The 20,455-nt window shown below is 54.6% G+C and carries 23 protein-coding genes and 2 tRNA genes; 15 read left to right on the top strand and 10 right to left on the bottom strand.

Annotation, left to right across the window (positions count from 1 at the left end):
- Nucleotides 1-588: 588 nt before the first annotated feature.
- Entirely contained in the window at nucleotides 589-1,284 is a 696-nt protein-coding gene (locus H7K52_RS14550) for an extensin-like domain-containing protein (protein WP_140033544.1), read from the bottom strand.
- A 285-nt stretch (nucleotides 1,285-1,569) separates the two neighbouring features.
- On the opposite strand from H7K52_RS14550, the gene cycA reads away from it, so the two are divergent.
- The gene (cycA, locus tag H7K52_RS14545; protein WP_003849989.1) at nucleotides 1,570-2,964 is read left to right on the top strand and encodes a D-serine/D-alanine/glycine transporter; all 1,395 of its coding nucleotides are present in this window, start codon (nucleotides 1,570-1,572) and stop codon (nucleotides 2,962-2,964) included.
- 44 nt (nucleotides 2,965-3,008) lie between these two features.
- Here the strand turns inward: cycA and H7K52_RS14540 are convergent, their stop codons facing one another.
- Together H7K52_RS14540 and rutR are read right to left on the bottom strand one after the other, a co-directional pair.
- Entirely contained in the window at nucleotides 3,009-3,983 is a 975-nt protein-coding gene (locus H7K52_RS14540; RefSeq protein ID WP_182630165.1) for a metal-dependent hydrolase, read from the bottom strand.
- A 38-nt stretch (nucleotides 3,984-4,021) separates the two neighbouring features.
- Nucleotides 4,022-4,657 (bottom strand): HTH-type transcriptional regulator RutR, encoded by a 636-nt coding sequence (gene rutR, locus H7K52_RS14535; RefSeq protein WP_003849991.1) that lies wholly within the window; start codon nucleotides 4,655-4,657, stop codon nucleotides 4,022-4,024.
- Nucleotides 4,658-4,963: 306 nt separating this feature from the next.
- Here rutR and rutA point away from each other — a divergent pair, with 306 nt between their 5' ends.
- From rutA to rutG, 6 genes are read left to right on the top strand one after another with little or no spacing between them, the layout of a single operon-like run.
- Complete coding sequence (gene rutA / locus H7K52_RS14530) at nucleotides 4,964-6,055, top strand: pyrimidine utilization protein A (protein ID WP_003849992.1); 1,092 nt, start codon at nucleotides 4,964-4,966, stop codon at nucleotides 6,053-6,055.
- On the top strand, nucleotides 6,055-6,768 hold the full coding sequence (rutB, locus tag H7K52_RS14525) for a pyrimidine utilization protein B (RefSeq protein WP_033761869.1): 714 nt from the start codon (nucleotides 6,055-6,057) through the stop codon (nucleotides 6,766-6,768). Before rutA ends, rutB begins: the two co-directional genes overlap by 1 nt.
- A gap of 20 nt (nucleotides 6,769-6,788) precedes the next feature.
- The gene (gene rutC / locus H7K52_RS14520) at nucleotides 6,789-7,184 is read left to right on the top strand and encodes a pyrimidine utilization protein C (protein ID WP_003849994.1); all 396 of its coding nucleotides are present in this window, start codon (nucleotides 6,789-6,791) and stop codon (nucleotides 7,182-7,184) included.
- On the top strand, nucleotides 7,184-7,993 hold the full coding sequence (gene rutD / locus H7K52_RS14515; protein ID WP_003849995.1) for a pyrimidine utilization protein D: 810 nt from the start codon (nucleotides 7,184-7,186) through the stop codon (nucleotides 7,991-7,993). The genes rutC and rutD overlap by 1 nt, the downstream gene beginning before the upstream one ends.
- 19 nt (nucleotides 7,994-8,012) lie before the next feature.
- Nucleotides 8,013-8,528, top strand: a complete 516-nt coding sequence (gene rutF, locus H7K52_RS14510; protein ID WP_003849996.1) for an NADH-dependent FMN reductase RutF — start codon at nucleotides 8,013-8,015, stop codon at nucleotides 8,526-8,528.
- 46 nt (nucleotides 8,529-8,574) lie between these two features.
- Nucleotides 8,575-9,903: a pyrimidine utilization transport protein G gene (gene rutG, locus H7K52_RS14505; RefSeq protein ID WP_008925887.1), complete on the top strand. Its 1,329-nt coding sequence runs from the start codon at nucleotides 8,575-8,577 to the stop codon at nucleotides 9,901-9,903.
- On the opposite strand, the gene H7K52_RS14500 is transcribed toward rutG, so the two are convergent.
- Both H7K52_RS14500 and H7K52_RS14495 read right to left on the bottom strand, forming a co-directional pair.
- Entirely contained in the window at nucleotides 9,904-10,818 is a 915-nt protein-coding gene (locus H7K52_RS14500) for a DMT family transporter (RefSeq protein ID WP_008925886.1), read from the bottom strand. It abuts the gene before it with no gap.
- A 97-nt stretch (nucleotides 10,819-10,915) separates the two neighbouring features.
- Nucleotides 10,916-11,089: a con-10 family general stress protein gene (locus tag H7K52_RS14495; RefSeq protein WP_003850002.1), complete on the bottom strand. Its 174-nt coding sequence runs from the start codon at nucleotides 11,087-11,089 to the stop codon at nucleotides 10,916-10,918.
- 293 nt (nucleotides 11,090-11,382) lie between these two features.
- Between H7K52_RS14495 and wrbA the strand changes: the two genes are divergently transcribed.
- The 3 genes from wrbA to H7K52_RS14480 are packed head-to-tail and all read left to right on the top strand — an operon-like array spanning nucleotide 11,383 to nucleotide 13,660.
- Complete coding sequence (wrbA, locus tag H7K52_RS14490) at nucleotides 11,383-11,982, top strand: NAD(P)H:quinone oxidoreductase (RefSeq protein ID WP_003850004.1); 600 nt, start codon at nucleotides 11,383-11,385, stop codon at nucleotides 11,980-11,982.
- Nucleotides 11,983-12,001: 19 nt separating this feature from the next.
- On the top strand, nucleotides 12,002-12,232 hold the full coding sequence (locus tag H7K52_RS14485) for a YccJ family protein (protein ID WP_003850006.1): 231 nt from the start codon (nucleotides 12,002-12,004) through the stop codon (nucleotides 12,230-12,232).
- A gap of 54 nt (nucleotides 12,233-12,286) precedes the next feature.
- Nucleotides 12,287-13,660: an NAD-dependent succinate-semialdehyde dehydrogenase gene (locus H7K52_RS14480; RefSeq protein ID WP_182630164.1), complete on the top strand. Its 1,374-nt coding sequence runs from the start codon at nucleotides 12,287-12,289 to the stop codon at nucleotides 13,658-13,660.
- Between the two features lie 66 nt (nucleotides 13,661-13,726).
- Here H7K52_RS14480 and agp read toward each other — a convergent pair whose 3' ends face one another.
- The 3 genes from agp to H7K52_RS14465 form a co-directional block, all read right to left on the bottom strand.
- A complete protein-coding gene (agp, locus tag H7K52_RS14475) occupies nucleotides 13,727-15,382 on the bottom strand; it encodes a bifunctional glucose-1-phosphatase/inositol phosphatase (protein WP_182630163.1) in 1,656 nt (551 codons plus the stop codon).
- Between the two features lie 270 nt (nucleotides 15,383-15,652).
- A tRNA-Ser gene (locus tag H7K52_RS14470) sits at nucleotides 15,653-15,740 on the bottom strand.
- A 68-nt stretch (nucleotides 15,741-15,808) separates the two neighbouring features.
- Nucleotides 15,809-15,896 (bottom strand) — tRNA-Ser (locus H7K52_RS14465).
- 235 nt (nucleotides 15,897-16,131) lie between these two features.
- On the opposite strand from H7K52_RS14465, the gene yccA reads away from it, so the two are divergent.
- Together yccA and tusE are read left to right on the top strand one after the other, a co-directional pair.
- Nucleotides 16,132-16,785 (top strand): FtsH protease modulator YccA, encoded by a 654-nt coding sequence (gene yccA / locus H7K52_RS14460; RefSeq protein WP_003850014.1) that lies wholly within the window; start codon nucleotides 16,132-16,134, stop codon nucleotides 16,783-16,785.
- A gap of 105 nt (nucleotides 16,786-16,890) precedes the next feature.
- Nucleotides 16,891-17,217: a sulfurtransferase TusE gene (gene tusE / locus H7K52_RS14455; RefSeq protein ID WP_003850016.1), complete on the top strand. Its 327-nt coding sequence runs from the start codon at nucleotides 16,891-16,893 to the stop codon at nucleotides 17,215-17,217.
- Here tusE and yccX read toward each other — a convergent pair whose 3' ends face one another.
- Nucleotides 17,218-17,496 (bottom strand): acylphosphatase, encoded by a 279-nt coding sequence (gene yccX / locus H7K52_RS14450; RefSeq protein WP_003850019.1) that lies wholly within the window; start codon nucleotides 17,494-17,496, stop codon nucleotides 17,218-17,220. It lies immediately after the preceding gene.
- Nucleotides 17,497-17,581: 85 nt separating this feature from the next.
- Between yccX and rlmI the strand changes: the two genes are divergently transcribed.
- Nucleotides 17,582-18,772, top strand: coding sequence for a 23S rRNA (cytosine(1962)-C(5))-methyltransferase RlmI (rlmI, locus tag H7K52_RS14445; RefSeq protein ID WP_003850021.1), 1,191 nt, complete (start codon nucleotides 17,582-17,584; stop codon nucleotides 18,770-18,772).
- 73 nt (nucleotides 18,773-18,845) lie between these two features.
- Nucleotides 18,846-19,163, top strand: coding sequence for a heat shock protein HspQ (gene hspQ / locus H7K52_RS14440; RefSeq protein ID WP_010246651.1), 318 nt, complete (start codon nucleotides 18,846-18,848; stop codon nucleotides 19,161-19,163).
- 33 nt (nucleotides 19,164-19,196) lie between these two features.
- Here hspQ and H7K52_RS14435 read toward each other — a convergent pair whose 3' ends face one another.
- Nucleotides 19,197-19,610: a CoA-binding protein gene (locus tag H7K52_RS14435; protein WP_003850025.1), complete on the bottom strand. Its 414-nt coding sequence runs from the start codon at nucleotides 19,608-19,610 to the stop codon at nucleotides 19,197-19,199.
- Nucleotides 19,611-19,786: 176 nt separating this feature from the next.
- Between H7K52_RS14435 and H7K52_RS14430 the strand changes: the two genes are divergently transcribed.
- Nucleotides 19,787-20,428, top strand: a complete 642-nt coding sequence (locus H7K52_RS14430; protein WP_008925883.1) for a YccT family protein — start codon at nucleotides 19,787-19,789, stop codon at nucleotides 20,426-20,428.
- Nucleotides 20,429-20,455: the final 27 nt, after the last annotated feature.

Genomic DNA, 20,455 nt, shown 5'->3' with positions numbered 1-20,455 from the left:
CTGGCCATGCGCTGTTAATAAGAACATTCTGCTCATGCATTGCATGGCGGTATTCTCTTCTGAACCCTTCCCATCACGGCAGGACTTTTCTGTTTATCTGCCCTCACTAAGCCCTGGCCGGGAAAATCAGCTTCACTCCTCTCCCGGTGTCAATAATGCTATAGCACAAAACACTATTTATAGCATCTGTACATCAATTACTGATTCTCATTTAATCAATTAAATCAATTTATCGATAGCCATAAACCGGAACCACATAAAATAGATTTACGGAATAAAAATCGCCCATCACGCTTAAGACAAATTCATATTAATACGATTATTCTTACAAGTAAGATCGTGAAAAAATTTCATTATAACGTGGAGCCTGTTAGCACCATCGATGCTGAAAAATCGCGCAATCCATTAATCCCGCAGGCGTAGATTTATTTTAAATAATGGACCTGAAAAAGGCGCTTTTTCGGCACCCTAATCTGTCGTCAGGCTAAATCCCGTGTGATTCGGGTTCTGCGATGAAAACTGGGTGGGTTTTGCAAACGCTGTCAGAACATTTCTTAACCAAACACGGTATTAATCCTGTCTGATGATTTATCGGCAGTACCCTGCTCCTCGCATACCCAGATGAAAATGTGAGGCATGTGCAGCATTGTAATCCGGGCCGAGCGCATTGCCGAACACCTCACAGCCGCCACGCCACAACGTACGTAACATCGCCGCCTTTTCTTCTGGCTGTTGCCAGTGACGACTGACCTCAAGCCGCTGACCATCAGCCAGCTGAAAGCCTGTGACATCCCACGCATCGGCGGTGGCATGCTCGCTAAGCCGCCCTTGTGTGCGGTGATAGATGTTACGACAGGCATAGCTGCCGACATGCGTAATTCGTACCAGCGGACTGTGCATATCCCTGGCGGTCTGTTCACGACTGTGAAGCGCATACATCGTACTGGCGACCGCCATAGGACAGCTGGCGAGAAAACTGCTACTGAGGCTGATCGGACCGAATTTCTGGATCCTCAGCGGATGAGTAAGCGGGCATTTACCTGTTACGGCCGGACGCTCGCTGAAGCTGACCCAGCCCGCCTGTTGAGCACCGCGCATCACCGCCAGACACGCCTCAGGATTGCTGGCCAGCCTTTTCATTTTGATCTGCGTCATCCAGCCCGGCGGGTCGGTGACAGAGAGCGGTGTAAACGGATTGAACTGCGGCGGCAGATGCTGCTTAAGCCAGGGTAAGCTGCCCCACCCCAGCGCGATTAACAGCAGAAACAGGATAAGCGTACGCATAGTCCCCTGTGCAGCATGATGATAAGCAAAAAAAAAGTGTAGGGGCAAAAAACCCTTTACGCCGTCTGCCTGACATTACGTGATGAATCATTACTCAGACTGACGCAGTAATAACCAGAATGACCCGCTGCCACCGTCATTGCGCCTGACCGGTATCACATCAGGTAAAAAATTGTTACCGGCTTTGGGGTGACTTCCTCTATCTTATCCGACTTGCCCTCAGGCAGATGCCTTAACTAACAGCCAGCAGAGCTGACACAACATCAAGACAGGAAAGACAATTCTATGGTTGATCAATCTAAAGAAACCGCACGCACCCAGGATGCGCCTGATAAATTACAGCGCAACCTGCACAACCGTCACATCCAGCTAATCGCCATCGGTGGCGCTATCGGCACCGGCCTGTTTATGGGTTCCGGTAAAACCATCAGTCTGGCCGGTCCCTCGATCATTTTTGTCTACATGATTATCGGCTTTATGCTGTTCTTTGTGATGCGCGCCATGGGGGAGTTGCTGCTCTCCAACCTTGAGTACAAATCTTTTAGCGATTTTGCGGCTGACCTGCTTGGTCCGTGGGCGGGATATTTTACTGGCTGGACTTACTGGTTTTGTTGGGTGGTGACAGGCATCGCTGACGTGGTGGCCATCAGCGCCTATTTCCAGCTCTGGTTTCCGGGCTTCTCAATCTGGATGAGCGCTCTGCTCTGCGTAGTGGTTTTTCTGGCGCTGAACATTGCCACCGTCAAGCTGTTTGGCGAAATGGAGTTCTGGTTCGCAATCATTAAAATCGTCGCCATTGTGGCGCTGATTGTGACCGGGATTGTGCTGGTGTCTGTTCACTATCCTTCACCGGGTGGCGGCACGGCGGCACTGAGCAACATCTGGGATCACGGCGGGATGTTCCCGAAAGGTCTCAGCGGCTTCTTTGCCGGATTCCAGATTGCGGTGTTTGCCTTTGTCGGTATTGAACTGGTGGGCACGGCAGCAGCTGAAACCCACGATCCGCATAAAGTCTTACCGCGTGCTATCAATGCGATTCCACTCAGGGTGATCATGTTCTACGTGCTGGCGCTGATGGTCATTATGGCGGTAACGCCGTGGACCCAGGTCATGGCCGATCGCAGTCCGTTTGTTGAGATGTTCGTCCTGATTGGTCTGCCTGCTGCAGCGAGTATCGTCAACTTTGTGGTGCTGACCTCTGCCGCCTCTTCAGCCAACAGCGGTATCTTCTCCACCAGCCGTATGCTCTATGGCCTGTCGCAGCAGGGTGTCGCCAGTCGCGCGTTTGGCCGGCTTTCCGCCCGTGCGGTCCCTACCACGGGTCTGTTTTTCTCCTGCCTCTGCCTGCTGATTGGCGTAGCGTTGATCTATTTGATCCCGGATGTCATGAAGGTCTTTACGCTGGTGACGACCGTCTCCGCCATCCTGTTTATGTTCGTCTGGACCATCATTCTGTGCAGCTACCTGGCCTACCGTAAAAAGCATCCGCAGCGCCATGCGGAGTCGGCCTTTAAGATGCCGCTCGGCAAATTCATGTGCTGGGTTTGCATGGCCTTCTTCGCCTTTGTGCTGGTGCTGCTGACGCTACAGGAAGATACGCGCCAGGCGCTGATGGTTACGCCACTCTGGTTTGCCCTGCTGGGTGTGGGCTGGATGCTGCGTAATCGTCGCAGCCGCTAATCGGTAACAGCATGGAAAAAGCCCGGTCATCTGACCGGGCTTTTTTACAGGCGCTCGCCCAGTGACGAGAAAATGGCGGATAAAGAGGGGCGTTCATAAGGTAAACGCTGTGGCCGTGCATCGGGATGCTGAGGCGAGCCCAGACCAAAGGTGAACGTATAGCTATCGCCTTCGCCCATACGAAGGTCGGCAATTGTCGTCTCTCCATCCTGCTCACGCAGGGCGTAAAAACCGTGGCTGAACCAGGCGACACGTTCTGCATACCAGCTGCCCCGAAAAGCGTCAAACAGCTCAGGCTGCCGCGGATACCATGTCACCTGCAGGGGACGCGACGGCGAGAGCAGTGACCAGTAAGCTTCGCCGTAGCGTTCCGGCGTCATAATCACGCTGCGCCAGACCAGCGTATTAAACGCAGTGGGCGTTACCAGCACGTGATTAGCCGCAATCCCCTGTGTCGTCAGCGACGCCCGAATTTGCCAGCCTGCCACGCCCTGAATCACCACGCTCCAGACCAGATACAGTGTACTCAGCGTCAGTCCGACACGGTTACCGCGGGTGCCTTTGTCACCGCGACGCCAGAGCGCAACGCCCAGCCCTGTCAGCAGTGGAAATGTATAAAGGGGATCAACGATATAAATACTGCCGATGGCATAGGGATAATCGGTGAGTGGCAGACCAAGCTGGGTACCATAAACCGTCATCAAATCAAGCAGCGGATGGGTAATCAGAGCCAGCCAGATCGCAGGCCACCATGCCAGCCACTTCACCCGCTGACGACACAGTGCTGCTACGAGCCAGGCAATCAGTGGCGATGCCAGCGTAAGCCAGAGCAACGCATGCGTTTCTGTGCGATGCAGCGTCATGTTGCGTATCGCATCGCCGTGGTCAATAAACACATCCAGATCGGGTAAGGTGCCGCAGACACCGCCCACCAGCGCGGCCTGCCAGATCGGCGCCCGTCGTCCCATCACGGCAACACTGACTGAGGCACCCAGTACGAACTGCGAAACAGAATCCATTAATTCACTCCGTTACCGAACGATGAATGTGGCCCGATTTAGCGTACGCGAATCCCTTCAATGATCATGCGCTGAACATTATCAACAGCCTGGTCGAAAAACGCCGGATCGCTGAGTGTCTGACCGGTGACAGCCTCAACCTGGGTAGCAAAATCGGCGTAATGCTGTGTGGTGGCCCATAGCATAAAGATCAGATGCTGCGGCTGAACGCCTGCCAGCCGTCCCTCATCAATCCAGCGTTCAATAATGGCCGCCTTGTCATCCACCAGTTGCTTGAGATCGCCCGCCAGCTCACCTTTCAGCAGCGGTGCGCCCTGCAGCATCTCCAGACAGAACAGCCGCGAAGCCTGAGGATGATCGCGCGACACTTCCAGCTTCAGCCGGATGTAGCGCCGAATAGCGACGAGCGGATCCTGATCGTGGGCCAGGGCACGCAACGGCGCCAGCCAGACATCCAGAATCTGCTTAAGCACCGCCACATAAAGCACTTCTTTTGAGGGAAAATAGTAGAGCAGATTGGTTTTAGAGACATCGGCCAGCTCAGCCACCTTATCAAGGCTGGTGCCGTGAATGCCAAACTGTGAAAAGAATGTTAACGCCGCTTCCAGTATAGCGGCCCGCTTCGCTGCAACCGCACGCGATCGACGCGTTGGTTTTTTTTCATCGGTATTCACAGGTTTACCTCATCCATCTGGTGTCAGCGCATCATAGCAAAGGGATTCATTGCTGCCCAATCCACGACCTGCACCTTTTTTGCCCAGGTTGCATGTAAAACGTGCAGCGAATTTTGACCAGATGGTCCGAAATGGACCAGTGACTCCACTTACCTCTTTCGGGTTAAATTTAACTCATTGTTATTTAAAACAATAAAAAATGTGGCACACAGTTTGCAGAATTGTGACTGAGCGCAGCCCACAAGGACGTAGCAGGATGCAGTGCAGCGCGTGAAATACCTTTCCCCCATCGCAACGAGGTTTCACATGAAGATAGGCGTCTTTATTCCGATTGGTAACAATGGCTGGCTGATTTCATCCAATGCGCCGCAGTACATGCCAACGTTTGAACTGAACAAAGCCATTGTGCTGAAAGCAGAGCATTACCATTTCGACTTTGCGCTCTCGATGATCAAACTGCGCGGCTTTGGCGGTAAAACAGAATTCTGGGATCATAACCTGGAGTCATTCACGCTGATGGCAGGCCTGGCTGCTGTCACGTCACGTATTGAGATCTATGCCACTGCGGCCACCCTGACGCTGCCTCCGGCCATTGTGGCGCGCATGGCGTCCACCATTGATTCCATTTCAGGCGGTCGTTTCGGTGTCAACCTGGTAACCGGCTGGCAGAAACCAGAATATGAACAAATGGGAATGTGGCCTGGCGATGAGTACTTCGGCAGCCGTTATTCTTATCTGACCGAGTACGTTACCGTGCTGCGTGACCTGTGGGGCACCGGAAAATCGGACTTTAAAGGTGAGTTCTTCACCATGAACGACTGCCGCGTCAGTCCGCAGCCACAGCGCCCGATGAAAGTTATCTGCGCCGGACAGAGCGATGCCGGCATGGCCTTCTCTGCTCAGCACGCCGATTACAACTTCTGCTTCGGCAAAGGTGTGAACACCCCTTCTGCATTCAGCTCGACCTCGATTCGCATGAAGCAGGCCGCTGAAAAAGCGGGTCGCGATGTCGGCTCCTATGTACTGTTTATGATCATTGCTGCCGAAACAGACGAAGAAGCGCGGGCTAAGTGGGAACACTACAAAGCGGGAGCGGATGAAGAGGCGCTTTCATGGCTTACCACCCAGAGTCAGCAGGACACCAAATCGGGCAGTGACACCAATGTACGTCAGATGGCGGATCCGACCTCAGCGGTCAATATCAATATGGGCACCCTGGTCGGTTCATACGCAAACGTAGCGCGGATGCTGGATGAAGTGGCGCAGGTAGAAGGCACGCACGGCGTGCTGCTGACCTTTGATGATTTCCTGGAAGGTATCGAAAACTTCGGTCAGCACATTCAGCCACTGATGACCTGTCGCAGCGCCCTGCTTGATGCACAGCAGGAGGTGGCATGATGAGTACCGTTTATTGCGCCCATACTCAGGCGCTTCATCAGGTCGAACTGCCTGCCCGTCCAGAGCCGATCGCCTTTCCGCCAGGTCAGACAGCACTGATTGTCGTAGATATGCAGAATGCCTACGCCACTGAAGGAGGCTACCTCGATCTGGCCGGATTCGATGTGTCTGCCACGAAACCGGTGATTGCGAAAATTCATCAGGCGGTGACCGCGGCCCGTGCCGCTGGCGTTCAAATCATCTGGTTCCAGAACGGCTGGGACAGTGACTATGTTGAAGCGGGTGATGCCGGTTCCCCTAACTTCCACAAATCGAATGCGCTAAAAACCATGCGCAAACGGCCTGAACTGCAGGGCACGCTGCTGTCGAAGGGCGGCTGGGATTACGCGCTGGTGGATGAACTGGTGCCGCAGCCGGGTGACATTGTGCTGCCAAAATCGCGCTACAGCGGTTTCTATAACACCTCACTGGACAGCACGCTGCGCAGTCGCGGGATCCGGCATCTGATTTTCACCGGCATCGCCACCAACGTCTGTGTCGAATCGACACTACGCGACGGCTTCTTCCTGGAATATTTCGGTGTGGTGCTGGAAGACGCCACCTACCAGGCGGGTCCGCCCTTTGCACAGCAGGCGGCCCTGTTCAATATCGAAACCTTTTTTGGCTGGGTATCGGATGTCGATACCTTCTGCGAAAGCCTGAATACCCGCTAATCCACTAAAAGGACGTCACTATGCCGAAAAGTATCATTGTTCCGCCAGGCACCACCACACCTATCGCCCCGTTTGTCCCCGGCACGCTGGCGGATGGCGTGGTCTATGTCTCAGGTACGTTGCCGTTTGATGGTGACAACAATGTCGTCCATGTGGGTGACGCCGCCGCGCAGACCCGCCACGTGCTGGACACGATTAAAAAGGTGATTGAGACCGCCGGTGGCAGCATGGCTGATGTGACTTTTAACTCGATCTTCATCACCGACTGGTCGAATTACGCCGCGGTGAATGAGGTTTACGCCGAATACTTCCCGGGTGAAAAACCGGCACGTTTCTGCATTCAGTGCGGACTGGTCAAGCCTGACGCGCTGATTGAAATCGCCAGCGTGGCGCACATCGGCAAACCGGAGGTCTGATGCAGCTGGATTTTCTGGGTCTGCAAAACCCTGAGGCACCGACGCTGGTGCTCTCTTCGGGTCTGGGCGGGGTGGCGGGTTTCTGGCAGCCACAGCTGGCGGCACTGACCGCACGCTATCGGGTCGTGCTCTATGACCAGCGCGGGACCGGTCGCAGCGCGGAGAGTTTACCGGAAGGTTACAGCATGGCGATGATGGCCGCAGAGCTGGCCGAGGCGCTGGCGCAGCACGGCATCCTGCGCTTCAGCCTGATCGGTCACGCGCTGGGCGGTCTGGTGGGGATGCAGCTGGCGCTGGATTATCCGGATCGGATTGAAAGGATCGTGGTAATTAACGGCTGGCTGACACTGCATCCGCATACCCGCCGCTGCTTCCAGGTACGGCAGGATCTGCTGCTCAATGTCGGCGTCGAGGCTTTTGTTCGTGCTCAGCCGCTGTTTCTCTATCCTGCGGAGTGGATGGCAGAGCATCAGACGCGGCTGGAGCAGGAGGATAGCCATCACATCACCCATTTTCAGGGGATGGAAAACCTGATGCGTCGGCTGCACGCCCTGATGAGCGCCGATTTCAGCGTACGGGCCGCCGCCATTCCGCAGCCGGTGCTGGTGATTGCCAGCCAGGACGATCTGCTGGTGCCGTGGAGCTGCTCAACCGAGCTGGCCGCGACGCTGCCGAATGCCACTGAACAGATGATGGCCTGGGGCGGCCACGCCATGAGCGTCACCGACCCTGAAAAATTTAATGCCCTGCTGCTGCAGTGGCTGGATCAGACTGATGACGTGCAGCCGCTGCAGCGCGTCGCAGGATAACCCTTTCGCGGAGAACACTATGAGCCTGGAAACCCTTACCCCAGCCGTTGAGAAAACTGAGTTTCGTAATGCGATGTCGCGGCTGGGTGCTGCGGTCAACATCATTACCACTGAAGGACCGGCTGGCCGCGCAGGCTTTACCGCTTCTGCTGTGTGCAGCGTCACTGATTCGCCACCGACGCTGCTGGTCTGCCTGAATCGCTCTGCCTCGGTTTACTCTGTATTCCGCGAAAACATGCAGCTCTGCGTCAACACGCTGGCTGCAGGACACGAAACGCTTTCCAATCTTTTCGGCGGAAAAACGCCAATGGCTGATCGTTTCATTGCGGCTGAGTGGTCAACGGCCGTGACCGGATCGCCGGTACTGAGCGGCGCGGTGGCCTCCTTTGACTGTCGTATCACGCAGATTGTCAGCGTCGGTACGCATGACACGCTGTTCTGTGAAGTCGTGGGCCTGGTTCGTAACGATGATACCCACGGCCTGGCATGGTTTGACCGGGGATATCATCCCCTGATGCGGCAGGATGCCTGTTAACACTTCCCTGTAACCCACCGGCATTCATCACGCTCTGGAGTAGACGATGGCACGATCCTGGTTTCCGCAATGGCAAAAGAAGTCGGCACTAACAGAAAACGGTATTATCGCCCCGGATGAGACACTCCCTCTGGGACAAACGCTGGTGCTGGGTTTACAGCATGCGGTGGCGATGTTTGGCGCAACGGTGCTGATGCCGCTGCTGATGGGGCTGGATCCCAATCTGGCGATTCTGGTCTCGGGTATTGGCACGCTGCTGTTCTTCTTTATTACCGGCGGTCGGGTACCCAGTTATCTTGGGTCAAGCGCCGCCTTTGTTGGCGTGGTGATTGCGGTAACCGGCTTCAGTGGTCAGGGACTGAATCCAAATCTCAGCGTGGCGCTGGGCGGTGTCATCGCCTGTGGCGTTCTTTACACGCTGATTGGGCTGGTGGTAATGAAGTCAGGCACGCGCTGGATCGAAAACCTGATGCCGCCGGTAGTGACAGGCGCGGTGGTGATGGCGATCGGGCTGAATCTGGCTCCAATCGCGGTTCACAGCGTCTCTGCCTCTTCATTCGACAGCTGGGTCGCGGTGATGACCGTGCTCTGTATCGGTCTGGTGGCGGTGTTTACCCACGGGATGATTCAGCGTCTGCTGATTCTGGTCGGCCTGATTCTGGCGTGGGCGATCTATGCGATTCTGACCAACGGTCTCGGACTGGGCAAACCGGTCGATTTTACGATGCTGTCACAGGCTGCCTGGTTTGGCCTGCCGCACACCACCGCACCCACTTTTGATCTGCAGGCGATGGTGCTGATTGCGCCGGTGGCGATCATTCTGGTGGCTGAAAACCTCGGGCATCTGAAAGCGGTGGCGGGCATGACCGGCCGTAACCTCGATCCTTACATGGGACGTGCTTTTGTCGGGGATGGACTGGCCACCATGCTCTCTGGTTCGATCGGCGGAAGTGGCGTGACGACCTATGCCGAGAATATTGGCGTGATGGCCGTGACTAAAGTCTACTCCACGCTGGCATTTGTTGCGGCGGCCATCATCGCTATCCTCGCCGGTTTCTCGCCGAAGTTTGGTGCGCTGATCCACACCATTCCGGCCCCGGTAATTGGCGGCGCATCCATTGTGGTGTTCGGACTGATTGCGGTGGCAGGCGCACGCATCTGGGTGCAGAACCATGTTGATTTAGGTCAGAACAGCAACCTGATTATGGTCGCTACCACGCTGGTTCTTGGTGCAGGGGATTTCGCGCTGAAAATCGGCTCTTTCACACTCGGTGGAATCGGTACCGCCACGTTTGGCGCGATTATCCTGAATGCCATTCTGCGACGCCGCAGTGGGGCATCGCAGGAAAAGCCGCTTGCGCGGCAGCAGGGTTAACTACTCCAGCGGTGTGGCTACAGGCTGCACCGCTTTTTTTCGTTTCAGCCGCAGTTCACTGACGATCACCCCGCAGACGATCAGCGCCCCACCCAGCAACGCCAGAGCAGGCAGACGCTCACCCGCAATACGTCCTACTACCCCAGCCCATACTGGCTCTCCGGCATAAATTACCGTGGCACGGGTTGGCGAAACGCTGCGTTGCGCCCAGTTCATGGTGACCTGAATCAGCGCACTGGCCGCACCCAGTCCCAGAGCACTGAGCAGCAGTGGTGTTGATATTGCGGGCACCGTCTCGCCATTGGGGACCATCAAAACAAAGGCAGACACAGACGCCACCGCCAGCTGGATCAACGTCACGCGGCGCACATCGACCTTGCCGGCATAACGACTGATCAGAATGATCTCGGCGGCAATTGCCAGCGTGCTGAGCAGCGTCGCTATTTCACCGGCATTCAGGCTAATACGGCCATCCTGCGGCCCGGCCACCAGCAGTAATCCGGTAAACGCCAGCACAATCCCCAGCCATGACATGATGCCCGGCGGACGGCGTAAAAACAGCCACTGTAGCAACGGCACCACCGGAACATAAAGTGCGGTAAGGAAAGCAGATTGACTGCTGGAGATGGTCTGCATTCCCCAGGTCTGCAGGCCATAGCCACCGGCGATCGACAGGCCTATCAGCGTGCCTGCTTTCACCTCCAGCCAGGTCATGCCCGCCAGATACCGCCGGAAAAAAAAGGCCAGCAGTAGCGCGGCGGTGGCAAAACGCAGGCCAACAAAGAAGAACGGGCCGGAGTGCTGCATCGCCCGATGCACCACCAGAAAGGTGCCGCCCCAGATCATGGTGATAAAAAGTAATACCAGCTCCTGCCGCGTCAGGCGCAGGGTTAAACCGCGGGGTGTGTCCGACATAATTCACCTGATGATGTGTCCGGACGATATTGTGGGGAGAGCGAGGAGGAAAAGCAACGATGTTCACCGCCGGTAAGCGCCGGCGGTGAACGCCAGGTTATGCGTCCGCTTTTTTAGGGCTGCTGCGTCCCCCTTTCTCACCGGCGCGTGCTGCGCGCTGCGGATCATTTTTAAAATTACCGCCGCTGTTTTTTCCGCCTTTACGTCCCGCTTCAGCGGCACGCTCACGGTTTTCAGCAAAATTTCCTGAACCTCCACGATGTGCTGTCATGATTTGCTCCTTTCGCGTAGTGCGATTAATAAAGAACTAAAAGCAGAAGGCTGAATTCCGAAACCAGCCCATGCTTAAATAATAGCCAGACTCTGCATAAACTCATCCAGCAGTCACATTTCGCAACAGAGTAATCACCAGTAATTTGCTTAAAGAACGAACATTACGCCGGTTTATCACCGATTATCTGCAGGATTATTGCCCGATTCATTCGCCACGATGTCTGTATCGCCTGCGTAAAACAAAAGCTCTTCTATACTTTTTCTGGACGTCAAAACCACCTGGAGAGATTTATGGCCAAGATTCTGGTGCTCTACTACTCGATGTACGGACATATTGAAACAATGGCGAACGCAGTTGCAGAAGGCGCTCGTCGGGTTCCCGGCGCGGAAGTGGATATCCTGCGGGTACCAGAAACAATGGAGGCCGATCGCTTTGCACAGGTGGGCGGCAAAACCAATCAGCAGGCTGCAGAAGCTTCGCCTGAGATGCTGCCGCACTATGACGCAATTATCGTCGGTACCCCGACCCGCTTTGGCAACATGGCCGGGCAGATGCGGACGTTCTGGGATCGCACTGGCGGTCTCTGGGCATCGGGTGCACTGTTTGGCAAGGTTGCCAGTGTCTTTACCTCAACCGGTACTGGCGGCGGTCAGGAACAGACTATTACGTCAGTCTGGACCACTCTGGCCCATCACGGCATGGTCATCGTTCCTATCGGCTACGGAACCAAAGAGCTGTTTGATATTTCTCAGGTTCGTGGTGGCACACCCTATGGTGCGACCACGCTGGCGGGCGGCGATGGCTCGCGTCAGCCTACAGAGGCGGAACTCAATATTGCCCGTTTTCAGGGTGAACATGTTGCCGGACTGACTGTGAAACTGCAGGACTGATTTAATCAAGGAGAAAAGTATGTCTACTGAACAATCGAAAGCACATCACGTTGGCGAATGGGCAAGTTTGCGTCATACCTCCCCTGAAATTGCCGAGGCCATTTTCGAAGTGGCGAATTACGATGAAAGACTGGCAGAAGAGATCTGGCGTCAGCAAGGCAGCGACGATGTGCTCATTCGCGCCTTTGAAAAGACCGATAAAGATCTCCTGACCTGGGATGATAAGCCCGTAGAACGTAAGAACGTCTGATTCAGGGGCGGGAATTTCCCGCCCTCACTTTTTTAGCTCACCAAGGAGTACGTTATGTCTTCCTATCAAAGCATTAATCCCGCAAACAATGAATTGCTGAAAAGCTGGCCTTCACATGATGAATCGGCTGTCAGCCATGCGCTGGACGTGGCCGATCGTCTTTTCCATTCTTCATGGAGCAAAGGTGAAATTCAGCCACGTCTGCAGGTGTTGAAAAAACTGGCTGACCTGATTGATAGCCGCGCGGAAGAGCTGGCGACCATCGCCAGTAAAGAGATGGGTAAACTGATTGGTCAGAGTCGTGGCGAAGTGAAAATCTGTTCACAGATTGCCCGCTACTACGCAGAGCATGCCGAACGTATTCTGCAGCCGCAGGCCTATCCCAGCGCGCTGGGCGAGGCCTGGGTTGAGTATCACCCGATTGGCGTGTTAGTTGCCGTCGAGCCGTGGAACTTCCCTTACTATCAGCTGATGCGCGTACTGGCACCTAACCTGGCGCTGGGCAACCCTGTTCTGGCGAAACATGCCAATATTGTGCCGCATTGTGCCGATGTGTTTGAAAAACTGGTTCGTGAAGCGGGTGCGCCTGAAGGGGCCTGGACTAACCTGTTCATATCAAACGAGCAGGTTGCCGATCTGATTGCTGACGATCGCGTGCAGGGTGTTGCCCTGACCGGTTCAGAGCGCGCAGGAAGCGCCGTTGCTGAGCAGGCTGGTAAGTATCTTAAGAAATCGACGCTGGAACTGGGCGGCAATGATGTGTTTGTGGTGCTGGATGATGCGGATCTTGACGAAGCCGTGCGTCAGGGCGTGCAGGCACGTCTCAGCAATTGCGGTCAGGTTTGTACTGCCGCAAAACGCTTTATTTTGCATGAGAAAATTGCCGATCGCTTTATCAGCCAGTTCAGTGCTGCGCTGAGTTCTGCAACGCTGGGCGATCCGCTGGATGAGAAAACCACACTTGGCCCGCTCTCTTCTGCTGATGCACGTGACCGCCTGGTGAAACAGGTCGATGAAGCGGTCGCTAATGGCGCAACACTGGTGACAGGCGGTAAAGCGGCAGAGGGCGCGGGTTGCTTCTATCAGCCAACCATTCTCACTGGCATCACCCCGGATAATCCTGCTTATTATCAGGAGTTCTTCGGTCCTGTGGCGCAGGTTTATGTCGTCGGCGACGATAATGCGGCTGTGGCGCTGGCAAACGACTCGCACTACGGTCTGGGTGGCTCAGTCTGGACGCGGGATACGGCTCGCGGTCGTAAACTGGCTTCCGCCATTGAAACCGGGATGGTGTTTATCAACTCGCAGAGCGACACCTCAGCGGAACTGCCTTTTGGTGGTGTGAAACGTTCAGGCTATGGCCGTGAACTCTCCGATCTGGGTATCAAAGAGTTTGCTAACCAGAAACTGGTCGTTGTGGCGGGTTAATCGCCCTGCAGCCATAAAAAAACCCCGTTTCGACGGGGTTTTTTATTATGGGTCGCTACAGCGCAATTACTGCGTTGCCGCTGACTTTGATTCGTCGTTGTGCACTGTGGCAGGCTTATTCGCAGCGTTAGCCTGGTCAGCTTTCGCGTCACTGGCTGAGGCTGCTTTGTCTTCCTTCGCTTTCTCAGCAGCGGCTTTTTCCGCTTTTGCCTTTTCAGCAGCGGCTTTTTCCGCTGCCGCTTTATCCGCTTTTGCCTTCTCAGATGCTTCTTTATCCGCTTTTGCTTTCTCAGCAGCCGCTTTATCTGCTTCAGACTTCTCAGCGGCAGCTTTGTCGGCTTCAGCTTTCGCTTTGGCTGCGGTCGCTTTATCCGCTTCAGCTTTATCAGCAGCAGCGTCATTCGTCGCTGCGGCTTTTGCGCTGTCGTCGTCAGACTGTGCTGCCGGTTGTGGTGCCGCCGCAGGTTGCATTGGCGTGCCCTGCAGCGCAGCATTCAGCGCCTGAGAGAACTGATCCCAGCTGCAATAGCCGTTTGCATCCGTCTCACAACCCGCCAGTTGCAGCGTAACGCGCTTCGGTGGGTTTTTCAGACTCAGCACGTCAGCGTTGCGCAGCTGATCGGCCGTCTGATAGACATACTCGACTTTGAGCAGGTCTTTATCCGTTTTCGCATCATGCCAGCGTTCGAAAACAACCTGGCCGCCAATCGGCGTTTTTTCGTAAGTATCAGGCAGCTCATATGGTTTGACCTGCAACGCGCTCAGCAGCGAGGCGATATTCGAGTCATGACCCACCATCAGCGTGATTTTCGGCGCGTTAGCTTTGTCCTGATCCACTAACTGACTGCGGATGTAATCCACCAGTGGGGCCGCCACTTCACGAGAAACGTCCGGGCTGGTGAACAGGGCGTCCTGATAACCATTTTTAATGGCTGACAGCTCTTTCCACTGTTCAGGCGTCTTGATCTGGCCCCATGCAACCTGATCCAGCGGGAATCCTTCGTAATACTGCAGCGTAAACGCATCCATCAGGGAGTTACCCACTTTCAGCGGGCCACTGACAGTTGGCTCTTTACCGTTTTCAGCGCTGAAGGTGTTCTGGCCGCTGCTAAGATCACACTGCTTTTTATTGTTGCAGGCAGGCGATGCTTTATAGTCGACAATCTTTTCCAGGCGCTGGAAAGCAGGTTTCAGCGACAGTTTTTCATTTGCTGCGGTCATCGCGGCCAGTGCTTTCTTATTGAAAGCATCGCTGCCATCGGTGATGACCGGATTAAAGATAGGATCCATGGAGCCCATTTCATCCTGGTGTGTGACCGCGACGTCACAGCCTGGGAAGGCACCATTAACAAAGAACTGAGCCGTCGCAACGGTGCGTTGCAGGCTGTTAGCGTAGACAAAGACGTTATTACTGTCAGGACAGCTGCCGTTCTTCACCAGGCCCTGCTGTGCCAGCCACTGACGGGTGTAATTACCCATGTAGACTTCCAGCACGCCACCTTTAGTGGTCAGCTGTCCGCCGGGAACATCCCACTGCGGCCAGCTTTTTTTGGTGGACTGTTCCAGCACGCTGCCATTATCGGCCAGTGGCGCACGCAGATTGTGACGACTCAACATCAGCACCTGCTGCAGCTGCATGTCACCCTCAGCAGCAAATGCTACCGTTCCGACCGGCAATGCAGCGAGCACTGACAATGCGCAAAGACTCAGTTTCTTGATCATTGTGCCTATTCCATTTATTCAGTAAAGAAACACTCTGGCTATCAACCGATTAGCTCGCCTCAGAGCGAAGTAATCAACAGTGTAACTCAGCTCGCCTCGGAAAAGCGCCAGATGTTTGCAAAAACAGTGAGTGGACTATAGCAGAGATGCATCGAACAGATGAATGCGCAGCCGCGCGTCAGCAGCAGAGACGTGGTTTTTCGGACTGGAGGAAGAAGCTGGAACGTCAGAAACGAAACAGGCCAGCACGGAGTGCTGGCCTGTAAAATGTGGCGGAGGAGGAGAGATTCGAACTCTCGGATGGTTTCCCATCGGCGGTTTTCAAGACCGCTGCCTTAAGCCGCTCGGCCACCCCTCCGTTTTGAAACTGTACTGCATCGGCAAAACTATTGATTTTTACCGCTTTATTGCCCGTGGCAGATAAAGTGGCGGAGGAGGAGAGATTCGAACTCTCGGATGGTTTCCCATCGGCGGTTTTCAAGACCGCTGCCTTAAGCCGCTCGGCCACCCCTCCGCAATGACGCGCACTATAAACACCCCGTTTAGGGATGTAAAGCATCTATCTGTTTATTCGCCTGAAAAACAGCCAGATTGTGATTTTTTGGTGTCAAAATCGCCACTCTGCTCAAACAATTAGCAGATTAGCGCGTAAAGAAGGGTAAAACGCCTTTTCCCTCTTTAATGGGCTGCGTATTCTCGGCACATATTTAACGATCTGCTTATTAGTGTTCTGCTTAAAGGAGCGCAACATGGAAAGAATTGTCACCTCATCGCAGTCGTCACTGCTTTCAACGCACAGAGTTCTGCGCAATACCTATTTTCTGCTTGGGCTGACTCTGGCCTTTTCGGCGGTTACAGCTACCGCCAGCACCCTGCTTGCCTTGCCTGCGCCGGGCCTGATCCTGATGCTGGTCGGCTTCTATGGTTTGATGTTTTTAACCTACCGCCTGGCTAACAGCCCGATGGGTATTCTTGCCGCGTTTGCGTTTACTGGCTTCCTGGGATACTGCCTGGGCCCTATTCTGAGCTCCTTCTTAACCGCAGGCATGGGCGACGTGATCGCACTGGCGCTGGGCGGTACGGCGCTGGTGTTCTTCTGCTGTTCTGCCTACGTGCTGACAACCCGTCGTGATATGTCCTTCCTGGGTGGCATGATGATGGCAGGTTTTGTGGTACTGCTGGTTGCGGTGGTCGCCAACATCTTCCTGCAGTTGCCTGCCTTGCATCTGGCTATCAGCGCCCTGTTTATTCTGTTTTCAGCCGGTGCGATTTTGTGGGAAACCAGCAACATCATTCATGGTGGCGAAACCAACTACATCCGCGCGACGGTCAGCCTCTATGTTTCGTTGTATAACATCTTCGTCAGCCTGCTTAGCCTGCTGGGTTTCGCCCGCAGCAACTAACCGGCAATGACAGTCGGCCTGTAAAACCCCGCTTCGGCGGGGTTTTTGCTTTTACTGCCTGCCAGGTTTGCTAAACTGCGCCGTCATTTACAGAGAGGAGATCACGTGAATTTTAACGGTAACGAAATCGCCGTCGATGCCGAAGGCTATCTGAAGAGTACCGACGACTGGAGTGAAGCGCTGGCGGCACACATTGCTGAGCGGGAAGGCCTCACCATGACCGAAGCACACTGGGAAGTGGTCCATTTTGTGCGCGCGTTTTATCTGGAATTTAATACCTCACCCGCCGTGCGGATGCTGGTAAAGGCAATGGCGAAGAAATACGGGGAAGAGAAAGGCAACAGCCGCTACCTCTTCCGCCTGTTTCCTGAAGGGCCGGCTAAACAGGCAACGAAAATTGCCGGCCTGCCTAAACCGGCAAAGTGTCTGTGATTAACCGGTTGTAAAATCGCGGGGTGGCTCTGCGGGCTGGTGCGGTTCCACCAGCACCTTATCAACGCGCGCACTGCGGGGCCCGCCCGCTTTAAGCCAGGCGATTAGCGCTTCGACCTTCTCCGCGTCGCCCCAGGCCAGCACCTCGACGCTGCCGTCATCCAGATTCCGCGCGTAGCCCAGCACGCCCAGCGTCCTGGCTTCTGCCTGCGTACTGTAACGAAACCCGACGCCCTGGACGCGGCCATGAACCCATGCTTTAAAACAGGCTGCTGACATTATTCTCTCCTGCTGCTGTTCGTTGCAATTTCCCGTTATCCACCGGACAATGGCGCCTCATTTTTTCAGGTAAGCATAGCAAACTATGACAGTCAGATTGATTCTCGCAAAGGGACGTGAAAAGTCCCTGCTCCGTCGCCATCCATGGGTCTTTTCAGGTGCCGTTGCACGTCTGGAAGGTAAAGCACAACGGGGTGAAACCCTTGACGTTTGTGACAGCAACGGCAAATGGCTGGCTCGCGCCGCATATTCACCCGAGTCGCAGATTCGCGCCCGCGTCTGGAGCTGGCAGGCCGATGAATCCATCGATATCGCTTTCTTTGTCCGCCGTTTCGAACAGGCGCAGCAGTGGCGTAAATGGCTGGCGGCCCGTGATGGTCTGGACAGTTATCGCCTGATTGCCGGTGAGTCTGATAATTTGCCCGGCGTCACTATTGATCGTTTTGGCAACTTTTTAGTAATGCAGCTGCTCTCGGCTGGCGCGGAATATCAGCGTGCGGCGATTATCACCGCCCTCCAGCAGTGTTTCCCTGGCTGCGCCATCTATGACCGTTCTGACGTCGCCGTACGCAAGAAAGAAGGTCTGGAGCTGACACAAGGCCCCGTCACCGGTGAACTGCCACCGCCCCTGCTGCCGATCACAGAACATGGCATGAAGCTGCTGGTTGATATCCAGGGCGGCCATAAAACGGGCTATTACCTTGATCAGCGTGACAGTCGTCTTGCTACGCGTCGTTATGCCCAGGATGCACGTGTACTGAACTGCTTCTCTTACACAGGCGGATTCGCTGTTTCTGCGCTGATGGGTGGGTGTAAAGAAGTCATCAGTGTGGATACCTCTCAGGAAGCGCTGGACGTAGCCCGTCAGAACGTTGAACTGAACGAGCTGGACCTTTCTCGCGCCCGTTTTGAGCGTGATGATGTGTTCAAACTGCTGCGCCGCTATCGTGACAGTGGCGAGAAATTTGATCTGATCATTATGGATCCGCCCAAATTCGTCGAAAACAAAAGCCAGTTAATGGGTGCCTGTCGCGGCTATAAAGATATTAATATGCTTGCCATTCAATTACTGAATCCGGGCGGGGTCCTGATGACCTTCTCCTGCTCCGGTCTGATGGCTACCGAACTGTTCCAGAAGATTATTGCCGATGCCGCGCTGGATGCGGGACGCGAAGTGCAGTTTATCGAACAGTTCCGTCAGGCAGCGGATCATCCGGTCATCGCCAGCTATCCGGAAGGCCTCTATCTGAAAGGTTTTGCCTGCCGCGTGATGTGACTTGAAAAATGGGCTCCTGACCCCATATTGGTAGGAGAGCTTTTTTTCGGAGGTCACTATGATTGCCAGTAAAATGATTGCCAGTAAATTTGGTATTGGTCAGCAGGTTCGTCATCGTTTGTCCGGCGTACTGGGCGTTATCGTTGATGTCGATCCTGAGTACTCGTTAGACGAGCCTAAAATTGAAGATGTTGGCGCAGAAGAAAAGATGCGTACCGCACCCTGGTATCATGTGGTGATGGAAGATGAGGAAGGCGATCAGGTTCATACCTATGTCGCAGAGATTCAGCTTTCAGGTGAAACCAGCATTGAACATCCTGAGCAACCTTCAATGGATGAGCTCGCTGCATCCGTACGTCAGCAATTGCAGGCACCTCATCTGCGACACTAATCTGTGGCGGCACGCTCTGCCGCCACCCCTGATTTAGCGCGTAATCCCCAGACGTGGAATTTCAATCTTTGGGCAACGATCCATAATGACCGTCATGCCTGCATCCTGAGCCAGCACAGCCGCCTGTTCATTAATCACGCCGAGTTGCAGCCATAATGTCTTTGCCCCGACGGCTATAGCCTCCTGGGCGACACCCCATGCGGCTTCAGAATTGCGGAAGACATCCACCATATCAATCCCGCCGGGTACATCCGCCAGACTGGCATAACCCTGTTGCCCCAGCACTGTTTTCCCTGCAAGTTTCGGGCTGACCGGGATCACGTCATAGCCCTGATCAAGCAGATACTTCATCACACCGTAACTGGGACGTTCGGGGCGATCACTTGCTCCAACTAAGGCGATACGTTGGGTTCGCGTCAGCACGTCACGAATTGTCTGGTCGTTCATGTTTCTCTCCTTTCAGGCCAGCGTTGAGTGTAGATGGGTGCGCTTGTTAACGGGTAAGTCCTGAGCACAATTAATTGAATCCGCGCACGAATAAATATGTTTAAATGTAAATTAACTGCCATAATGTAAGAATTTGCTACACATCCCCTTTCGTGTCATCAGTTACCGGAGTTGAAATGAAGCTGTCGCTGGCTGTAACGGGGTTACTTACACTCCTCGTTTCGGCGTCCTGTTCTGCCATCACATTAAAGCTTGATCCGCAAATCGAGCTACTGGTGCTGGATGGTCGAAAAATTTCAGGCTCGCTCCTCAAAGGAGCTGACAGCCTGGAGCTGGATCGCGGTCAGCATCAGTTTCTGTTCCGGGTAGAGCATCAGCGCAAAGGGCTGAAAGAGAATGTCATTGCCTATCAGTCTCTGCCGATGATTGTCACGTTCACTGCTGTAGCCAAAACCATTACTATTCGGCTGCCCGCGCTGGAGACAAAACGCGAGCGTTATCATTTTGACCGCAGCCTTAACTTCCAGCTGGTGGATGAAAAAGGCACGGAGATTACCAGCGTGCGTGACCACCTGCCGGCCATCACAACCGCCGACATGGAAAAAGCGATGCTGAATTATAACCGCACCCGCCAGATCGCCTCTGTGCCCCGGTTTGCAAATTCCGCTTCTGCTCCCCCCTCTTCCGTCAGGCTTACCGCCGACCTGGACTGGACTTCACAGGCCGAACTGCCCTCGCTGCACCGCTGGTTTCATCGTTTCGATGAAGCGACGCGCCAGCAATTTATGACACTGGTCAAAATGCTACGTACGAGTTGATAGCGTTAATGGGCCAGAGGTAAACTC

Source organism: Pantoea hericii, assembly GCF_014155795.1.
Lineage (GTDB): Bacteria > Pseudomonadota > Gammaproteobacteria > Enterobacterales > Enterobacteriaceae > Pantoea > Pantoea eucalypti.
The sequence above is the reverse complement of the archived record's forward strand: the minus strand, read 5'-3'. Positions and strand labels throughout refer to the sequence as shown.